The 18004-nt window shown below is 69.0% G+C and carries 15 protein-coding genes; 4 read left to right on the top strand and 11 right to left on the bottom strand.

Translation table 11 applies throughout. From position 1 onward, the window contains the following. Window positions 1–50 precede the first annotated feature (50 nt). From VFU06_10135 to VFU06_10095, 9 genes are all read right to left on the bottom strand, one after another. Window positions 51–1289: a peptidoglycan DD-metalloendopeptidase family protein gene (locus VFU06_10135; GenBank protein ID HEU5209762.1), complete on the bottom strand. Its 1239-nt coding sequence runs from the start codon at window positions 1287–1289 to the stop codon at window positions 51–53. Further along, entirely contained in the window at window positions 1289–2146 is an 858-nt protein-coding gene (locus tag VFU06_10130) for a permease-like cell division protein FtsX (GenBank protein HEU5209761.1), read from the bottom strand. Before VFU06_10130 ends, VFU06_10135 begins: the two co-directional genes overlap by 1 nt. Beyond that, the gene (ftsE, locus tag VFU06_10125; protein HEU5209760.1) at window positions 2146–2826 is read right to left on the bottom strand and encodes a cell division ATP-binding protein FtsE; all 681 of its coding nucleotides are present in this window, start codon (window positions 2824–2826) and stop codon (window positions 2146–2148) included. The genes VFU06_10130 and ftsE overlap by 1 nt, the downstream gene beginning before the upstream one ends. Beyond that, window positions 2823–3764, bottom strand: coding sequence for a 4-hydroxythreonine-4-phosphate dehydrogenase PdxA (pdxA, locus tag VFU06_10120; GenBank protein HEU5209759.1), 942 nt, complete (start codon window positions 3762–3764; stop codon window positions 2823–2825). Before pdxA ends, ftsE begins: the two co-directional genes overlap by 4 nt. An 11-nt stretch (window positions 3765–3775) precedes the next feature. After that, window positions 3776–5095, bottom strand: coding sequence for a peptidylprolyl isomerase (locus VFU06_10115; GenBank protein ID HEU5209758.1), 1320 nt, complete (start codon window positions 5093–5095; stop codon window positions 3776–3778). Between the two features lie 86 nt (window positions 5096–5181). Further along, the gene (locus VFU06_10110) at window positions 5182–6633 is read right to left on the bottom strand and encodes a peptidylprolyl isomerase (protein ID HEU5209757.1); all 1452 of its coding nucleotides are present in this window, start codon (window positions 6631–6633) and stop codon (window positions 5182–5184) included. Between the two features lie 117 nt (window positions 6634–6750). Then, a complete protein-coding gene (gene mfd, locus VFU06_10105; GenBank protein HEU5209756.1) occupies window positions 6751–10053 on the bottom strand; it encodes a transcription-repair coupling factor in 3303 nt (1100 codons plus the stop codon). After that, a complete protein-coding gene (locus tag VFU06_10100; protein ID HEU5209755.1) occupies window positions 10053–12008 on the bottom strand; it encodes a BatA domain-containing protein in 1956 nt (651 codons plus the stop codon). The genes mfd and VFU06_10100 overlap by 1 nt, the downstream gene beginning before the upstream one ends. After that, window positions 12008–12994, bottom strand: a complete 987-nt coding sequence (locus tag VFU06_10095; GenBank protein ID HEU5209754.1) for a DUF58 domain-containing protein — start codon at window positions 12992–12994, stop codon at window positions 12008–12010. The genes VFU06_10100 and VFU06_10095 overlap by 1 nt, the downstream gene beginning before the upstream one ends. Window positions 12995–13044: 50 nt before the next feature. On the opposite strand from VFU06_10095, the gene VFU06_10090 reads away from it, so the two are divergent. The 4 genes from VFU06_10090 (at window position 13045) to lepA (ending at window position 17347) form a co-directional block, all read left to right on the top strand. Beyond that, entirely contained in the window at window positions 13045–14580 is a 1536-nt protein-coding gene (locus tag VFU06_10090) for a M20/M25/M40 family metallo-hydrolase (protein ID HEU5209753.1), read from the top strand. Window positions 14581–14606: 26 nt separating this feature from the next. Continuing rightward, the gene (locus VFU06_10085; protein ID HEU5209752.1) at window positions 14607–14801 is read left to right on the top strand and encodes an LPXTG cell wall anchor domain-containing protein; all 195 of its coding nucleotides are present in this window, start codon (window positions 14607–14609) and stop codon (window positions 14799–14801) included. Window positions 14802–15083: 282 nt separating this feature from the next. Then, a complete protein-coding gene (locus tag VFU06_10080; GenBank protein ID HEU5209751.1) occupies window positions 15084–15449 on the top strand; it encodes a response regulator in 366 nt (121 codons plus the stop codon). 98 nt (window positions 15450–15547) lie between these two features. Then, the gene (gene lepA, locus VFU06_10075; GenBank protein HEU5209750.1) at window positions 15548–17347 is read left to right on the top strand and encodes a translation elongation factor 4; all 1800 of its coding nucleotides are present in this window, start codon (window positions 15548–15550) and stop codon (window positions 17345–17347) included. A gap of 13 nt (window positions 17348–17360) precedes the next feature. Here the strand turns inward: lepA and VFU06_10070 are convergent, their stop codons facing one another. Continuing rightward, window positions 17361–17750 (bottom strand): type II toxin-antitoxin system VapC family toxin, encoded by a 390-nt coding sequence (locus VFU06_10070; protein ID HEU5209749.1) that lies wholly within the window; start codon window positions 17748–17750, stop codon window positions 17361–17363. Between the two features lie 6 nt (window positions 17751–17756). After that, window positions 17757–17909 carry a hypothetical protein gene (locus tag VFU06_10065; protein ID HEU5209748.1) on the bottom strand — a complete coding sequence of 51 codons (153 nt, stop codon included), beginning with the start codon at window positions 17907–17909 and terminating at the stop codon, window positions 17757–17759. Window positions 17910–18004 lie beyond the last annotated feature (95 nt).

Below are 18004 nucleotides of genomic sequence, written 5' to 3'. Positions count from 1 at the left end.
CATGCCCCGCAGCGCGTATCGAGCCAAAATCATCATCCCGGTACAAACGTTCATGAGCCCGCCCGCTCCCGCAGCCAGCGCAGCGGATCGACCGCCTCCGGTACGCCGGTGCGCACCGGCGCGCGCACCTGGAACTCGATGTGAGCGCCTTCCGGCGTCTGCTCGCCACCGACGGTTCCCACCGTGGCTCCCGCGGCTACCGTCTGGCCTTCCGCCACGTCGATACGGCCGAGGTACAGGTAGAGCGTGTAGTAGCCGCCGCCGTGGCTCACCATCACGGTCGGGCCATACCCTTCGAACGGACGGGCGAGCACGACGGTGCCGGTCTCGACCGCCCGCACCGGAGTGCCGGCCGCTGTCGCGATGCCGATTCCCTGGTTGCGCAGCACGACGCCATTCGGCCGCCGTTCCGGGCCGAAGCGGTAGATGATGCGGCCGTCGACCGGCCAGGCGAGGGTGCCGAGGTCGCGCGTCCCGATGGATGCGGGGGCATCGGCCACCGGAGCTCCGGTCCGGGAGCCGCCGCGGTTCCGGTTCGCCTCTGCGCGTTCCCGTTCGACGCGCTCGCGCTCGAGCCGCGCGATCAGCGATGTCATGGCTCGCTCGTCCTCGGCGAGTCGCTCCAGCCGGCTCTCCGTCCGTGTCTGCGCGTTGCGGTACTGCCGGAGCGCGCTTTCGCTTTGCTGTTCGAGCCGCTCCAGCTCGGCGACCTCCGCTTCCTTCTGCGAACGCAGCAGCTCGATCTGCTGCAGCGTCTCCTGCAGTGTGCGGTTCTGAGCGACGAGGGAGCGCTCGAGTCCCCTCACCTCCTCGATCATCGCACGGTCGCGCCGCGCGAGTATGTGGAGATAGCGGTAGCGGTTGATCAGGTCCGCAAAGCTTTCAGCGGTGAGCAGCACGCGCACCGAGTGCAGCGGGCCTCGCTTGTAGATCGAACGCAGCCGTCGCCCAAGCTGGCCCGTGCGGTGCCGCACCTGCGCCTGCGTGCTTGCGAGCTGCTGTTCCAGGCTGTCGGCGCTCTCGTCGAGAAGCTGCGTCTGGTAGTCGAGCTCGAGCAGTGCGCTCGCAGATGCTTCCCGCTGGCGGGCGATGTTGGTCAGCTCGTCGGATGCATCGCGGACGCGCGAGCGCAGCGTCTGCAGCTCCTGTTGCAGCCGATCCTGCTCCTGCCGGATGGAGTCCAGCTTGGCTTCACTGGCGCGCAGCTCCTGCACCTGTGCCCGCGCAGCACGGGGCACCGCAACCGGCAACAGGACGACGAGCAGCAGCAGGCAACGCCCGAACCGCATCACACGTCGCGCAGGTGATGTCGCACGGCGAGCATGCTCGCCGCGGCGCCGAAGATCGTGCCCGCGATCACGCCGGCAAGCACCCAGTGAGGGGGCAGCCAGTCGAGGTCGAACACCGATCGGGAGAGCACCCGGAATGCGCCCCAGGTCAGCAGCAGCGCGAGCAGGGCGCCGAGCACGCCGGTGAGCATGCCCTCCAGCACAAAGGGACGGCGGATGAAGCCGTCGGTCGCGCCGACGAGTCGCATGATCGAGATCTCGTCGCGGCGCGCGAAGATCGCGAGCCGGATCGCGGATGCAATGATCAGGGCGGCGACGGCGGCAAAGGCGGAGCCGAGGACGGCAGTGGTCACCGCCGCAACGCGGCGCAGCAGGTACACCGTGTCGAGCCACTCCTGGCCGTATGTCACGTCTTCGACCACGGGATAGAGCCGAATGCGGTCAGCGACGGCGGCGATGGCAGCGGGTCCCTGCTGATGGGGGCGGAGCGCGATCTCGAGGGAGGCGGGCAGGGGATTGCCCTCCAGGTCTCCGAACAGCGCGGCGAACTCCGGGAGCTCGTTGCGCGCAATGATCAGCGCCTGCTCGCGCGAGATGTGGCGTACGTCCCGGACCTCCGGGAACGCGCGGATGTCGGTCTCCGCCAGGCGGACGTCGGCAGGCGACGCGTCGTCGCGTAGGTAGGCGACGATTTCGACGCGTGCCTCCACGTCCTCGATCACGAGCCGGATATTGTAGGCGGCCAGGCCGAACAGCCCGACGACGAACAGGGAAATCGCGATCATCAGCGCAGACAGCCCGATCAGCAGAGGCGACCGGCGGAACGCGTTGGCAGCTTCACGCAGCGCGTATGGCATCACTCTACCGGCTCCGCAGCACTGTCGAATACAACGCGACCCTGGTCCAGCTCGATGACGCGTGTGCCGGGGTTCTCGCGCACCAGCTCCAGGTCGTGCGTCGCGAACACCACGGCCGTGCCGCTGGCGTTGATGGAGCGGAACAGCTCGAAGATGCCGCGCGTCGCGCGCTCGTCCAGGTTCCCCGTCGCTTCGTCCGCAAGCAGCACCAGCGGATCGTTGACCAGTGCGCGCGCCACCGCCACACGCTGCTGCTCGCCGCCGGAGAGCTCGGCGGGTATCGCCTCCGATTTGGACGCGAGCCCGACCTGGGCGAGGAGCCGGCCCACCTTGGAACGCTTCACGTTCTCCCGTGCGCCCGTGACCTCCAGCGCGAACGCGATGTTCTCCGCAGCCGTGCGGTCGGCAAGCAGGCGGAAGTCCTGGAAGACGTAGCCGATCTTGCGGCGCAGGATCGCGATCTCGCGTGGCCGGATGGACGACGACGAGTAGCCGCTCACGCGGACTTCACCGCTCGTCGGCCGCTCCGCCATGTGAATCAGCCGCAGCAGCGTCGACTTGCCCGCACCGCTGTGGCCCGTGAGGAACACGAACTCGCCCTTGCGGATCTCCAGTGTGACCTCGTCCAGCGCCACGCCGCCGCGCGGGTACTGTTTCGTGACGTGCTCGACCCGGATCATCGTGTCGCCCCGGCCCGGGCCACGAGCCGCGCCGCGAGCCGGATCGCCTCGATCATGGAGGACGGGTCGGCAACACCGCGCCCGGCGATGTCGAACGCCGTGCCGTGATCCGGTGATGTGCGCACAAAGGGCAAACCCAGCGTCACGTTCACTCCGTGTCCGAAGGATGCAGTCTTGAACGCGGCCATGCCGACGTCATGGTACGGCGCGATCACCGCGTCGAACTCGCCGCGCAGCGCGCGCGTGAACACGGTATCGGCGGGCATCGGTCCGACTGCCGGCATGCCCAGCGCGTGCAGCCGCCGCAGCGCGGGTCCATAGATGCGGGATTCTTCGTCCCCGAAGAGACCCTGGTCCGACGCGTGGGGGTTGAACGCGCACAGGGCGATACGGGGGAATGCGAGCCCCCACTGCCGCTGCAGCGCAACATACGTGATTCGCGTCTGCGTGACGAGCACGTCCTCGGTGAACAGGCGCGGTACATCGCGCAGCGCGTGATGCGTCGTGGCCAGCACCACCCGCAGCGCTCCTCCGAGCGCTGTGGTCTCGGCGGCCATCATCATCGCCACGTCGACGTCCCCTGCGAGCGCGGCGAGCATCTCGGTGTGCCCGGGATACTCGTAGCCCGCGGCGTGCAGCGCGCTCTTGTCGATCGGCGCCGTTACGATGCCGTGGACCTGTCCGTCCTGCACGAGCCGCACGGCGGTTTCGATCGCGAGACCGGCGTGGGCGCCGGCCGCTGCCGCGTCGTCGCCCTCACGCCATGCGCCGGTCGTGTGCAGTGGCAGAGTGGTATCTGGCAGAACCCCCGAAGGACCTACGAGCAGCAGCTCCGGGACGTCGCGCTCTCCCGCGAGTGCGAGCAGTGCGGCGCGGGCGACTTCGGGACCGACCCCACGCGGATCACCCAGAGTGACCGCAAGCCGTCGCGCCGCCATGTCTTCGAAAATCAGCTCACGCGCACGTCGATGTAAGTGCGACGGCGCAATTCCTCGACAATCTCTTCGAGCAGCTTCTCCTGCTCGAGCAGCCGCCGGATCTGGGCCCGGACGTACGCGTCGTCGAGCGTGTACTCCCCGCTCTGCTGTACGTTCACCACCTGCACGACCGCCCATTTCTGTTGTGTCGCCTCACCGATCGGCAGCGGGCCGACGATCTCACCCGTGTGCGACGTCGCGAGTGCGGTCAGGTACGGCTCGGGCAGCTGGTCGCGAACGATGGGGCCGATGCGCGCCTGCTCGTCGCGGTCACCGTGCCGGGCGATCAGGCTGTCGATGTCGGCGCCGCTGCGCAGCTGCACGACAATGCTGTCCGCGAGAGCGCGGGCACGCTGGGCGTCCGCTTCCGTGATCTCCGGCCGGATCAGGATGTGACGCGCCTGCCGCTCTGCGCCGCGAATCCGCTCGAGCCGGATGATGTGATAGCCGAAGCTCGTGCGGATCGGCGGGCTGACCTGTCCCGGCCGCATCGCGAAGGCCGCGTTGGAGAACTCCCGCACCATCACGCCTTCGCGGAAATAGCCGAGATCGCCGCCCAGCTCACGCGTGCCCGGGTCGTCGCTGAAGCGCCGTGCGAGGGTCTCGAACTCCTCATCGCCGCTCACGACGAGCGCATAGATGGAGTCGGCCTTGGCCCGCGCACGCCCCAGCGCCGAGTCCGACGGCGTCACGGGCACGACGACCTGCTCGAAGATCACGGTCGCCGGCCGCTCGCCCAGTCGCTCGCGGTTCTCTGCGAGATAGCGCTCCATCTCCGCCTCGGTGATCGGCGGCGGCCGCCGCGACTGCTGCTGGCGCTGCACGTACGCCTGGATCAGCCGTTCGCGACGGATCTGCTGCGTGAGCTGGTTGCGGAACTCGACCATCGAGAGGCCGCTCTGCCGGAGTGCTGCCTCGAGCTGCTCCGGGCCGCCGAGCGCACGCTGCCGCCGCTGAACCTCCTGCTGCACCGCGCCGTCGACCGTGCTCTGGTCCACGCGGATCGACGTGTCGCGAGCCGCTGCCTGCAGGATCACGAGCTGGTCGATGCGGCTCTCGAGGAGCTGGCGGCGCAGGCGCTCGAGTGCTGCCCCCTGCGGCGGTGGCTGCTGCGACTGCGCCACCGTGCGGAAAACGTCTTCCTCGATGTCGTAATTCAGGATGACACTGTCACCCACGACCGCGACCACGAAGCCGACGCGCTCCTGCTGCTGCGCGTGGGCGGTCAGCGGCAGCACCAGGAGTGCGGCGACAGCGGTCAGTACTCGCATGAGCGTGCGAACTGCAGACATCCGTGGTCCATTGAAAACGGGAACGGCCGGCGCCGTCCTGCGGCGCCGGCCACGGTAATATCCCCGCCGCCGAAGCGGGTTCCGGCTCACGGCTGAGCGGCGGGCGAGTCCGGCTGCGGCGTCGCAGGCTGCTGCGGCTGCTGTTGCGGCAGCTGCGGTACCGCCGGGCGCGCAGCCTCGACGCGCTGGACTACCACCGGGAACGCACGCTCGAACACCTCACCGCCATACGCGGAACGCAGCGTGTAGGAGAGTGGACCCAGCGAGAGCACGTTCTGCTGCCCCTCGAGGATCGACTGCAGGTACGCCATCACCTTGCGGTCGATCGCCTGCTCCATCGTCTCGCCCTGCTGCGGCTGGATGTCGAGCAGGCCCGCGGCGCGCGCGGCCTCCTGCAGCTGTGCGCGCGCAGAGGCCTGCAGCGAGTCCGCCTGCATCGAGTCCGTCTGGACCCCCTGCTTGCGTGCCTCTGCCACCAGGATCTCGTTGCGCGTGTAGAACTGCAGCAGGTTCTCGATCTCCTCGTCCTCGGCCATCGCGAGCCGGCTGCGCTGGTTCGACGGCAGGCTCCGGATGAAGTCGAGGTACTCGCCCGCGGTGAAGGCCCCACCCGTATACGACGCCAGCGGCCGGTTCGCGGCGCGGCGGTTCAGGCTCTCACCGGGCTTTGCCGCCAGATCCCTGGCGACGTCGATGGCGCCGTCCTCGATCTCGATGTTGAGCGAGTCCGTCAGTCGGCTGACGTATGCCTCCTCCGCTTCCGACGTGCGCGCCATGATGAGCTGCTGGCGGAACGCATCCCGGCTCGACTCGAAATCCGGAAGCTGGCGCTCCTCGACCTTGATGATGTGGAAGCCGTACGGCGTTTCGACCAGGTCACTGATCTGCCCCGGCTCCAGCGAGAACGCCGCTTCCTCGAACGGGCCGACCATCTGGCCACGCCCGAAAAAGCCGAGGTCACCCCCCTGCGCGGCCGTACCGGGATCCTGGCTGTGCTGACGCGCGAGCTCGGCGAAGTCCGACCCCGTCACCGCCTGCTCGCGAACCGAACGGGCCAGCGCGATCACGCTGTCGCGCTGCTGTTGCGTCGCGTTCTCCGGCACCCGGAACAGGACGTGACGCGCGCGCACCTGTGCGTTCGGCTGCCGCTGCTGGAACTCCGCCTGCAGCACCGAGTCGCTGATCACCGTATCGACCTCGATCACCTTCTCGCGCAGCCCCCAGACCAGCTCCTGGTTGAGCCACGGCTCGAGCAGCGCGTCCAGCTGGATACCCGCCAGCGTCGAGTCCTCGGACGCTGCGAGCGCGAACACCGTGTAATCGACCCACAGGTTCGCGACCGCTTCGACGACCTCGGCCTGTACCGGCATGCGCGGATTGCGCGACAGCAGCTCGACCGCCTGGTCGACCGACAGCTCGTGGCCGCCGGCGCGCGCGAGGACGTCCGTGTGCGACGTCATCGCGCTGTTGAGTGCATCGCATGCCGTGAAGCTGCCGACCGCGACGATCGCGGCGGCGAGCGAGAGGAGCTTCCTCATTCCTGTCTCCTTGGAATTGCCTGGCCTTTCCCGCGCCGCGGGCTGGCCCCCAGAGCCCGTCGAACCTAGTCGCAGCCGCCGATCAGCGCCAGCGCCGGCACGGGGCGGAATGGACGGTCAGGCCGCCCGTGCCCGGTCCGCCGCGAGTGCGTCGAACGCCGTCAGCAGCGTGTCCGTTATGCTGCGGGCGCCGCGCCGTCGCAGCACGATCGACAGCGGCATCGAGCGCCTGACTTCGACGTCGACCTGGTTGTCGTGGAACGCGCGCTGCAGTGCGGCAATGCGCGGAACCACGCCCGCGCGGAAGGTCACCCGCGCGCTGTCGCCCTGGACATGGATCCGCTCCACGCCCAGCTCCGTGCCGGCCAGGCGCAGCCGCGCGGCCGCAACCAGTCGCTCGACCTCCTCCGGCGGCGGGCCGTAGCGGTCCCGGATCTCCTCCGCCAGCGCCTGCACCTGCCCCACGGTCTCCAGCCGGGACAGCCGCCGGTACAGGTGGAGCTTCTGCGCGCCGTCGGCGATGTACTCGTCCGGAAGGTACGCGGAGCCGGCGAGCAGCACTTCGGTAGCGGCCGGCTCCTGCTCCGCCTCGCCGCTCTTCAGCTTGCGGATCGTGTCCTCGAGCAGGCGCGTGTACGTGTCCAGGCCGACCGCGTGCACGAAGCCCGACTGGTCCGCGCCCAGGATGTTGCCGGCCCCGCGCAGCTCCAGGTCCTTGAGTGCGATCGCGTAGCCGCTGCCCAGCTCCGTGAAGTGCTCCAGGATGCGTAGCCGCTTCTCGGCCTCGTCGTTCACGCCTTCCGGAATCAGCAGGTAACAGTACGCCCGGTGATGCGAGCGACCGACGCGGCCGCGCAGCTGGTAGAGCTGCGCCAGGCCGAACATGTCCGCCCGGTCGACGATCAGCGTGTTCGCAGTCGGCACGTCGAGGCCGTTCTCGATGATCGCCGTCGTCACCAGCACACGCACGTCGCCCGACAGAAACCGCCGCATGACGTCATCCAGCTCGTGCGGCGTCATCTGCCCGTGCGCGATGTCGACCGTCGCATCCGGCACGATGCGGCGTACGCGCTCCGCCACGGCGGCCAGCGACTGCACCCGGTTGTGCACGAAGAACACCTGGCCGCCCCGGTCCAGCTCCCGGTGGATCGAATCCTCGATCACCTCGTCCACCCAGGGCAGCACGTGCGTCAGGATCGGCATGCGGTCGCGCGGCGGTGTCTGCAGCAGCGACATGTCGCGCAGTCCGGTCAGGGAGAAGTGCAGGGTGCGCGGGATCGGCGTCGCGGTGAGCGACAGCACGTCGACGTTGTGCTTCATCTCCTTGAAGCGCTCCTTCTGCTTCACACCGAAGCGCTGCTCCTCGTCGACGATCAGCATGCCGAGGTTGCGGAACTTCACGTCCGGCTCGAGCAGCCGGTGCGTACCGATCACGATGTCGACGGTGCCCTTCGCGATGGCATCCAGGATGGCGCCCTGTTCCTTCGCGTTGCGGAAGCGCGAGAGGCCCTCCACCCGGATGGGATAGCCGGCGAGTCGTTCCTGGAAGGTCTTGAGGTGCTGCTCCACCAGGATCGTGGTGGGCGCGAGCACTGCCACCTGCCGGCCGTCCTGGGCAGCCTTGAACGCGGCCCGCACTGCGATCTCCGTCTTGCCGTAGCCGACGTCGCCGCAGACCAGCCGGTCCATCGGGTGACGCGACTCCATGTCACGCTTCACGTCCGCGGTGGCGTCACGCTGGTCGGGCGTGTCCTCGTAGAGGAAGCTCGACTCCATCTCCTTCTGCCAGCGCGTGTCCGGCGGGTAGGGCGGTCGCTCGGCCTCCTGCCGCATCGCATAGAGCCGCAGCAGCTCGGCCGCCATCTCCTGGATGGCCTGCTGCGTCTTCCTCTTGAGCGACGTCCACGCCTTGCCACCGATCTTGTGCAGCTTCGGCGGCGCGCCATCCTCCCGATCCGGGACCCACCTCTCGATCAGGTCCAGGCGGTACACCGGCACGCGCAGCGTCTCGCCGCTCGCGTACTCGATCGCCAGCGACTCGATCTCCTCGTCGCCGATCTTCACGCGCTGCAGTCCCGTGAAGCGCCCGATGCCATGATCCAGGTGGACGATGAAGTCGCCGGGGTTGAGCTGCGACAGCGACTCCAGCGCAACCGCGCCGCGGAAGCGACGCGTGCGGCGCAGCCGCCGGTCGCGCTGGAAGATTTCGTGGTCAGTGAGCACACGGACCGGCGGCTCCGCGCCCTCGAGCACGAAGCCGTGCGCAATCGCACCGAGCGCCAGCGTCGCCTCCGGCGGGATGCTGTTGCGCCCGCCGAGCAGCTCTTCCAGTCGCTCCAGCTGACCCGCGTTGTCGCACAGGATGTGCGTCTCTTCGCCACGCGCGGCGCCCGCGCGCAGCAGCGACTGCAGCGTCTCGATGTCGCGGTCGATCGGCTCCGGCTCCCGCACGTCGAAGCGGACCGTTGCTGCACCACCGTCCATGCGGATCCGGCCGAATGCGCGGTACCGCTCGGTGGCCGTGACCGGATCCAGAAAAAGCATCTGCGGGGCTTCCGGCTCGCCGCCGCGCCTGCGGGAGGACTCGTGCAGGTGCAGCACCTGCGTCCACGTTTTCGTGAATTCCTCTTCCGCCGATGCACCCGCCATCTCGACGAAGAACGCATCGCGCGGCAGGATGTCGAGCAACGAACGGCGAACACCGGCGGATGGGTCGTCCGCAGGCATGCGCAGGTCCACGGGAAGGACGTCGATCTGCTGGAGTGTGCCGGTCGAACGCTGATCGAGCACGTCGAAGCTGCGAATCGACGCGATCTCGTCACCCCACATCTCGATGCGGACCGGCTCGGGCGCGCCGAAGCCGAACAGGTCGAGGATTCCGCCGCGGAGCGCGTACTCGCCCACGCCTTCCACCAGCGGCGTCCGCTCGAAGCCCAGCTCGTCCAGCCGCTCGGCCAGCTCCTGCAGCCGGATCTCGTCGCCCACGCTGAGCGTGGTGCGCAACTCGGCCAGGCCGCTCGGAAGCTCGGCCCGCTCCTGGAGCGCCCGGCCCGTCGTGATCAGCACGCGCACGCGTCCCGCCAGCAGCGCCTCGATCGCCTCGACGCGCAGGCCGCTCACCTCGACGTGGTGCTCGGTGGCTTCATACGGCAGCGTTTCCCGCTGCGGGTAGAGTGTTACGCGCCCGGCGTCGTACAGCGAATGCAGGTCCGCTTCCAGCGCCTCGGCATCACCCGGGGTGTGTGTGACCACCACCCAGATCCGCTGGGGCAGGGCATCCGCCAGGGCGGCGATCAGCAGCGACGGCGCCGAGCCGGCCAGGCCGCTCAGCGTGCAGGTGCTTGCAGGTGCGGGAAGACAGTCGCGCAGCGCGGCAAACGCCGGCTGGCTGCGCATGGCATCGATCAGCGCGCGGTGCATCAGTCAGTGACAGGGGATGGTCTGTTCATGCTCGTGCGACGTGCAGTGCCCGTGCCGCGCGTGCCCGTCACCCGCCCGCTCGCAGCGAGCAGCGGCTCGACGAGCAGGAGCAGCAGTGCGAGCAGCGCGAAGGGCCGCCACGACTCGGCGCCCAGGCGGTGTCGGAACACGGTCCGCGCCCAGTCGTCCGCATCCGGGACGGCAACCGATGCGCCGTCGATCCAGCCGCGCAGCTCGTCCTCATCGAGCCGGGTCAGATCGGATTCCGCCGGGGGCGGATTCACGGCAAATGCCGTGAGGGTGTCGGGGCCTGCAAGTACGTGATACACACCGGGTTCATTCGCGCCCCGGAACGACGAGCCGCCGGTAACCGGCTCGCGCGTTCCGTCCGGCAGCAGCAGCGCGTCCGCAGCGTCCGGGAGGGCCACGCTCTCCCCCGGTGCAACCACTGGCGATGCCGCCGTGGTCGCGCTCCAGGTGCCGGTGACACGATCCATCAGCGGCAGCATTGCAGGCGAGGTCGGGATCGTGCTCGCGGTCTCCTCGAGCGGCGTCGACAGCAGCACGTAGACGCCGCCGCCGCCGCGCATGCCGCGCACGGCCCAGGGTGCACCATCCGCCATCGTGATCAGCACCGTGTCCGCGCCGGTACCCGCGCGCTGCAGCGCGTACCACGAGCGGATGCGGACACGCTCCAGCGGGCGCATCAGGTCGTCCGCTCCCTGCGTCGCTGCAATGCGGGCCTCGCCGCTGCCCGTTCGCGGTTCGTAGCGCCACGGGATCTGCGCGCTTGCGAGCCGCCGGTTCAGGGCCGGCAGTTCCAGGGGCGACTCCGGCGGGAGCACGACCGCGGCAGTCGCGGCAGGGAGTGCGTCGATGCCAGCAGCCGAAGGCAGCAGGGAGACGTCTGCGCGTCCGCCCTCGCGGCGGATCCGCCCCGCGTCCGCGAGCACATCGAGCGCGTCGCGGATGAACTCGTTCGTGCCCGCGTACCGCACGGACGGTGGCGGCTCGATGTGCATCGCGATGTAGCGCCGATCGTCGCCGCGCAGTGCGTCGGCGTCGATCTCCACGTGGCCCGCCGCGACGCCGGCACGTCGCGCCGGCAGGGGCAGCACGGCGCTGCTGCCCACCGGCGCGCTGCCGGCAGCGATCGTCCGCCCGTCCAGCGACAGTCGCACGCCGACCGTGTCGCTGCCGCTGCCTGCGATCGCGACGGCGACGGTGCTGCGCTGTCCCTCGACGGGCGCGAGGCCGCCGCCGATCTCCACGTCCGCGACGCCGCGGTTCGGCGGCGCGTTTCCCGGCGCCAGGATGACGACCTCGAGCTCGTCGTCGAGTCGGTCGACCGCGCCGCGGAATGCACTCTCCTGTGCGTCACTGAGAATCTGGATCTCCCGCGCCCGGCCTTCCGCGCCCGTGGCGAGCAGCGCCGCCGCGTGCGCGACGGCAGCCGCGAGGTCGCTCGCTGCCGCGGTCGGCTCCGTTTCCCGCACGCGCGCCGCCGTCGTCTCCGCGTCGCCGGGCAGGGCCGGTTCCCACGGCGCACCGGCGCGCAGCAGCCAGAAGCGATCGTCCGGGCCGGCACGCAGCAGCGTCTCCAGCGCGTGCGCTTTCAGCACGTCGAGCACGCGCCGGTCATTGCTCACGGTCCCGCTGCTCAGCGAGTTGTCCAGGATGATGGCAACGGCGCTCGGCTCGTGGCTCGCGCCCGCGCCGCGGATGAACGGCTGCGCCGCCGCAACGGCCAGCAGAAGGAGCGCAGCCACCCGAAGCAGAAGCAGCAGAAGCTGGCGCAGGCGGATCTGCCGGGCGCTCTCCTTTTCCGCCCGTCGCAGGTAGCGCAGGGCAGGGAAGACCACCCGAGGCCCCTGGTGTCGCTGGAGCAGGTGCAGGACGATCGGAACAATGGCCGCCGCGGCGAGCGCCAGCAGTGCGGGTACGAGGACACCCATCAGCCGAGCCGCTCTCGCTTGTGCAGGTAGGCGCGCAGCGCGTGCGCAAGCGGTGCATCCGTGTCGATCACCTCGTAGTCGATGCCCTGCGGTCGCAGCGTGGCACGCCATTCCTCGATCGCGTGCTGCACCGCGTCGCGATACTCGCGCCGCAGGTCCGCGACGCTGACCGGCAGCTCCTCACCGGTCTCGGGATCGACAAAGCGCGCATCGCCGATCCCAGGCGGCAGCTCGCGCTCGCCGGGATCGATGAGATGAAAGACGACCACCTCGTGCCCGCGATGTCGCAGGTACTGCAGCGCAAGGCGCGTCGTTGCCTGGTCGACGAGCAGGTCCGAGATCAGGACGACGAGGCCCCGCCGTCGCAGGCGGCCGGTCACGTCGCGCAAGGCGCTGCCCGCCTCCGTCCGGCCGGACGGGCCGAGCCGCTCCAGCGCCTGCAGCAGCTCGTGCCAGTGTCGCTGTCCGCCCCGCGGTGCGATGTGAACGCGTGCCAGGTCGTCGAACCCGATCAGCCCGACCGCGTCCCCCTGGCGCAGCAGCAGCAGCGAGAGCGACGCCGCGAGCTGCTGTGCGTACCAGAGCTTCGACGGGAGGCCGCTCCCCGACGTCCACCCCATCGATGCGCTCGTGTCCAGCAGCACATAGCAGCGGAGGTTGGTCTCCTCCTCGAACTGCTTGATGTAGTAGCGGTCGGAGCGGCCGAACATCCGCCAGTCGACGTAGCGCAGGTCGTCACCCGGCTGGTACATCCGGTGCTCTGCGAACTCGACCGAGAAGCCGCGATGCGGCGAGCGATGGAGTCCCGCGATGAAGCCCTCGACCACGGCCCGAGCCACGAACTCGAGCCCGCCGAGTGCGGCGAGCTCGCGTGGGTCGAGCAGGTCGGCGCGCTCGCGCGCGTGAACCAGCGGGATGTCAGGCATCGCGCGAACGTAGGCGCTCGCCGCACGCGCGGCAATTCGCCCCGCCCCTCGACTGGTCACTCCCGCCTGTTCCTCCTATCTTCCCGCCGGTTTTCCGCACGGGAGTGTTCATGAGAGTCAGACGTTTCGCAGTCCTGCTGCTGGGGGCGGCCGCTGCGGCGTGCGCCGGCCAGCCGGCGCCTGCGACGCCCACTGCCGGGCCGACCTCCGCCGCCGATCAGGCGGAGGCGACGATCACGGCCGGCGACATCTACGCGCGCATCGCGTTCCTCGCGGACGACGCGCTGCGCGGGCGCGACACGCCGAGCCCCGGGCTCGAGGTGGCCGCGGCCTACATCGCCAGCGAGTTCCGTCGCATGGGCCTCGAGCCGGGCGGGGAGAACGGCACATACCTGCAGCGCTACCCCTTCATCACCCGCGTCCTCGACGTGACGCAGGCGGCCGTCGAGCTGCGCGCGGGCGACACCCGCATGACGCTCACGTACGGCGCCGACATGTACACGTCGCCCGGACAGCCCGCGACGGCCACCAGCAAGGTCGTTTACGGCGGAGCCACGCTCGATCCCGAGCACGGCGCCGCGCTGCGCGGCAATGTCGTGGCGATATCGGCGCCGGACGTGTTCGACCGGACGTTCCGCGCGCAGGTCGCACGCGCTCGCGCGATCGCAAGCGCGGCGGGCGCACGCGGGCTGCTCGTCGTGCTTGGGCCCTCGGCGACCGGAGAGGACATCACGCGGCAGGCCGGCGCCGCTGCGAGCACCCGCGGCCTGCAGCCGGAGGTGCCGGTGGCATACGTTCGGCGTGAGCGGGCCATTGCTGCGTTCCGGGCCGCCAACGCAGACCTCGCCGCGCTCGAGGCCCGCAGCGCCTCGGCACCGGTTGCGATCGACGGGCTGACCGCAACCATCACGGCGCCGTTCCGGGACACCGATCACCGCCCGCCCAACGTCGCGGCGATTTTGCCCGGCAGCGACTCGCTGCTGCGCGACACGTACATCGTGCTCAGCGCGCACTTCGATCATGTCGGCGTGGGTGCGCCAGACGCGAGCGGTGATTCCATCTACAACGGGGCAGACGACGACGCATCCGGAACCGCCGGGATGCTCGAGGTGGCTGAGGCGTTCGCGGCACTGCCCGTCGCTCCGCGCCGCTCACTCGTGTTCCTGGCCGTGAGCGGCGAGGAAAAGGGGCTGCTGGGCTCGCGCTGGTACTCGGACCACCCGACCGTACCGATCGAACAGATCGTCGCGAACGTCAACCTCGACATGATCGGCCGCAACGCACCGGACAGCATCGTCGTCATCGGGCAGGAGTTCTCCTCGCTCGGTCCGCTCATTCAGCAGATCGCCGGCGCACAGCCCGACCTGGGACTCACGGTCGCCGAGGACATCTGGCCCGAGCAGAACTTCTTCTTCCGCAGCGATCACTTCAATTTCGCACGCAGGGAGATCCCGGCCCTGTTCTTCTTCGCCGGCGTGCACGAGGATTACCACCGGCCGACTGATCATGTCGAGAAGATCGATACCGACAAGGCCGCACGGATTGCGCGCCTCGTCTACTGGCTGACCAGCGCGGTCGCCAACGACGCGCAGCCGCCGCAGTGGACCGACGAAGGTCTCGAGCGCGTGCGGCAGCTCACACAGTAGTCGTACCACACAGGAGACATGGCGGCATGACCTTCATCCGTTCCGTTCTGGTGCTGCTCGCAGCCATTGCGCTGCTGCTCGTGCCCTACTCGCTCGGGCACGCACTCTCGAACCACCATACGACGCCGGTCATCTTCGGCATCGTCGCACTCGTCGTGCTGTCAGGGCTGGCGCTGTTCCTGACGCGTCGGCGCCAGCACGCCGATTCCGCGCAGCACTAGCCGCGCGCGCGTCGCGTGGGCCGGCACCCGCCGGCCCACGTGCGCCCCGTCCGGACACACCCGCGAACCCCGGGCACAGGCTGGCGGCGAGCACGCGCGCGGTCCGCGCCCGACCCTCAGCGGCGTCCGCTCACTCGGACCTTTCTGCGGCACCGCGGCGTACGAACGCCTCCGGATCGTCGCGGCAGCCTTGCATCACGACGTCGCCACGTGGCATTTTTCGACTTGCCCCGGAACATCGTTCATTCCATCGCCGCAGCCTCATTCGGCAGGACTGGCAGTATGAGGACGATTCTCCTGGTCGACGATCAGCTCCAGCTGCTCGGAATCCACCGCATCTATCTCGAGAATCACGGCTATCGCGTGCTGACGGCGGAAAGCGGAGAGCGCGCGCTCGAAGTCGTGCGCCGACAGCTTCCGGACCTCATCCTCCTGGATCATTCGCTGCCAGGTCGCACCGGCGCGGACATCGCCGCCGAGCTCAAGGGTGATGCCGTCCTGCGCAAGATCCCGATCGTCATGATGACCGCCCACACCTACGGCGCCGTGGGCCGCCGCGCCCGTGACGCAGGCGTCGACGGCTTCCTCTCCAAGCCCTGCGACCCGCACCGTGTGCTCCAGGAGGTCCAGCGCTACCTGGCCGCGTAGCTCCACGGACAGCGCTACCCCTGCCCCGGAAATCCCCGGCGCGCTATACTTCAAGGCTGTCATTCAACCGTTTCCGTTCGTGTGCCGGGGGCCGCAGCGTGCAGCTCGACAGGATCCGAAACTTCTGTATCGTCGCACATATCGATCACGGCAAGTCGACGCTGGCCGACCGGCTGCTCGAGCAGACGGCCACGTTCACCCAGCGCGAGATGGCGGCGCAGGTGCTCGACAGCCTCGATCTCGAGCGTGAGCGCGGCATCACGATCAAGCTGCACGCCGTGCGCATGCTCCATCGCGCGAACGACGGCGAGACGTACGAACTGAACCTGATCGACACGCCCGGCCACGTGGACTTCACCTACGAGGTCTCGCGTTCCCTTGCGGCCTGCGAGGGCGCGATCCTCGTGGTCGACGCCAGCCAGGGCGTGCAGGCGCAGACGCTCTCCAACCTGTTCCTCGCGCTCGACGCCGGTCTCGAGATCATCCCGGTCCTGAACAAGATCGATCTGCCCGGCGCGGAGCCCGAGCGCCGGCGCGAGGAGCTGGTCGAGTTGCTCGGCGTCGATCCCGACGACGTGCTCTCGGTCTCCGCCAAGGAAGGCACCGGCGTCGACGCCCTGCTCGAGGCCGTGGTGCAGCGCATTCCGCCGCCGCAGGGCGATCGCAACGCGCCGCTGCGCGCCCTGGTCTTCGACTCGTACTACGACCGCTACCAGGGCGCGATCCCGACCGTGCGCGTCGTGGACGGCGTGCTGAGAAAAGGCCTGCGGATCACGTTCGGCGCGGCCGAGGGCGTCTACCCGGTCGACGAGGTCGGCTACCTGCGCGTCGGCCGCTTCCCCACGGAGGAGCTCGGTCCCGGCGAGGTGGGCTATGTGCTGGCCGGCATCAAGCGGGTCAGCGAGACGCGCTCCGGTGATACGGTCCTCGACGCCGACAATCGCGCGGAGGAGCTGCTGCCCGGCTACCAGGAAGTCAAGCCGATGGTGTTCAGCGGCCTGTACCCGAGCGACGCCGACCAGTACGAGGAGCTGCGCGACGCGCTCGAGAAGCTCAAGCTGAACGACGCGTCACTCTTCTACGAGCCGGAAGTCTCGACCGCCCTCGGCTTCGGCTTCCGCTGCGGCTTCCTCGGCCTGCTGCACATGGAGATCGTGCAGGAACGGCTCGAGCGCGAGTTCGATCTCGACCTCGTCACGACCGTGCCGAACGTGGAGTACCACGTGCAGATGTCGGACGGCTCACGGCTCGCGATCGAGAACCCCAGCGCGCTCCCCGATCGCACCAGGATCGACGACATCCTCGAGCCGTACGTGCGCGCACGGATCGTCGCGCCTTCCGAGTACATCGGCAACGTGCAGAAGCTCTGTCACGAGCGGCGCGGCGAGTTCAGGGAGATGCACTACCTCGACCAGACGCGCGTCGAGTTCGTCTACGAGCTGCCCCTCGCCGAGATCGTGCTCGACTTCTACGACAAGCTGAAGAGCGGCACGCGCGGCTACGCCTCCCTCGACTGGGAGTTCCTCGAGTACCGACCAAACGACCTGGTCAAGCTCGACATGATGATCAACGGCGATTCGATCGATGCCTTCAGCGTGATCATCCACAAGGACAAGGCCTACGAGTGGGGCCGCGCCATGGCGGAAAAGCTGCGCGAGCTGATCCCGCGGCAGATGTTCGAGGTCGCCATCCAGGCGTCCATCGGCGGCCGGATCATCGCGCGCGAGTCCATCCGCGCCATGCGCAAGAACGTCACGGCCAAGTGCTACGGCGGCGACATCAGCCGCAAGCGCAAACTTCTCGAGAAGCAGAAGGAAGGGAAGAAGCGCATGAAGCAGGTCGGCAGCGTGGAGATTCCGCAGGAAGCGTTTCTGGCGGTGCTGAAGGTGGGGGAGTAGACGCCGCCCTTCGCTATACGACTTCCACCTCCGCCACACAGCCTGGCACCCCCGCCAGACGACGATCACGCGTGAGCAGCGTCGCGCCGAGTGCCTCCGCCAGGGCGAGGTACACGGCGTCGTACGCCGTCGCATTGCGACGGAGCTGCCACACCCGACTCAGAAACAGGTGGTGCGGATAACGCTGGATCGCGAAGTCGCGGTGCAGGTCCAACGCAAGCTCGCCACGCGCATCATCCAGGTCGCCGGCGAGCTGATAACGGCGGAGAACCTGCGCGACCTCGAGGTCCAGCAGATGTGGAGCATGCAGCGACTCGCCCGAGAACAGCCGCTCCTCGATCGCGTTCGCGCCTGCACCTCGCAGAAGTACCTGCACCATCGCCGATGCGTCGATTACGAGCATGCCGCGTTACCGGGAATCGCGCTCACGGCGCACCGCATCGACCACTGACTCGGCAGGGTATACCGGGGGCAGCTCGCGCAGGCGCCGCCGCAGGTCCTCCGTATCGGGCCGTTCGATGTCCCGCCGCACGAGCTCGAGCAGGTAATCGGACAGGCTCATACCGGCCTTTGCTGCCCGTGCCTTGACCTCCCGATGCAGTTGCTCAGGGACGTTCCGGATCTGAATCATTTTCATGTGGGGAACATGCTTGCATG

It is taken from the genome of Longimicrobiales bacterium (genome assembly GCA_035764935.1).
In the GTDB taxonomy this organism is placed as follows: Bacteria; Gemmatimonadota; Gemmatimonadetes; order Longimicrobiales; family RSA9; genus DASTYK01.
Note: the sequence above shows the minus strand (reverse complement) of the source record. Positions and strands in the feature narration are given on the sequence as shown.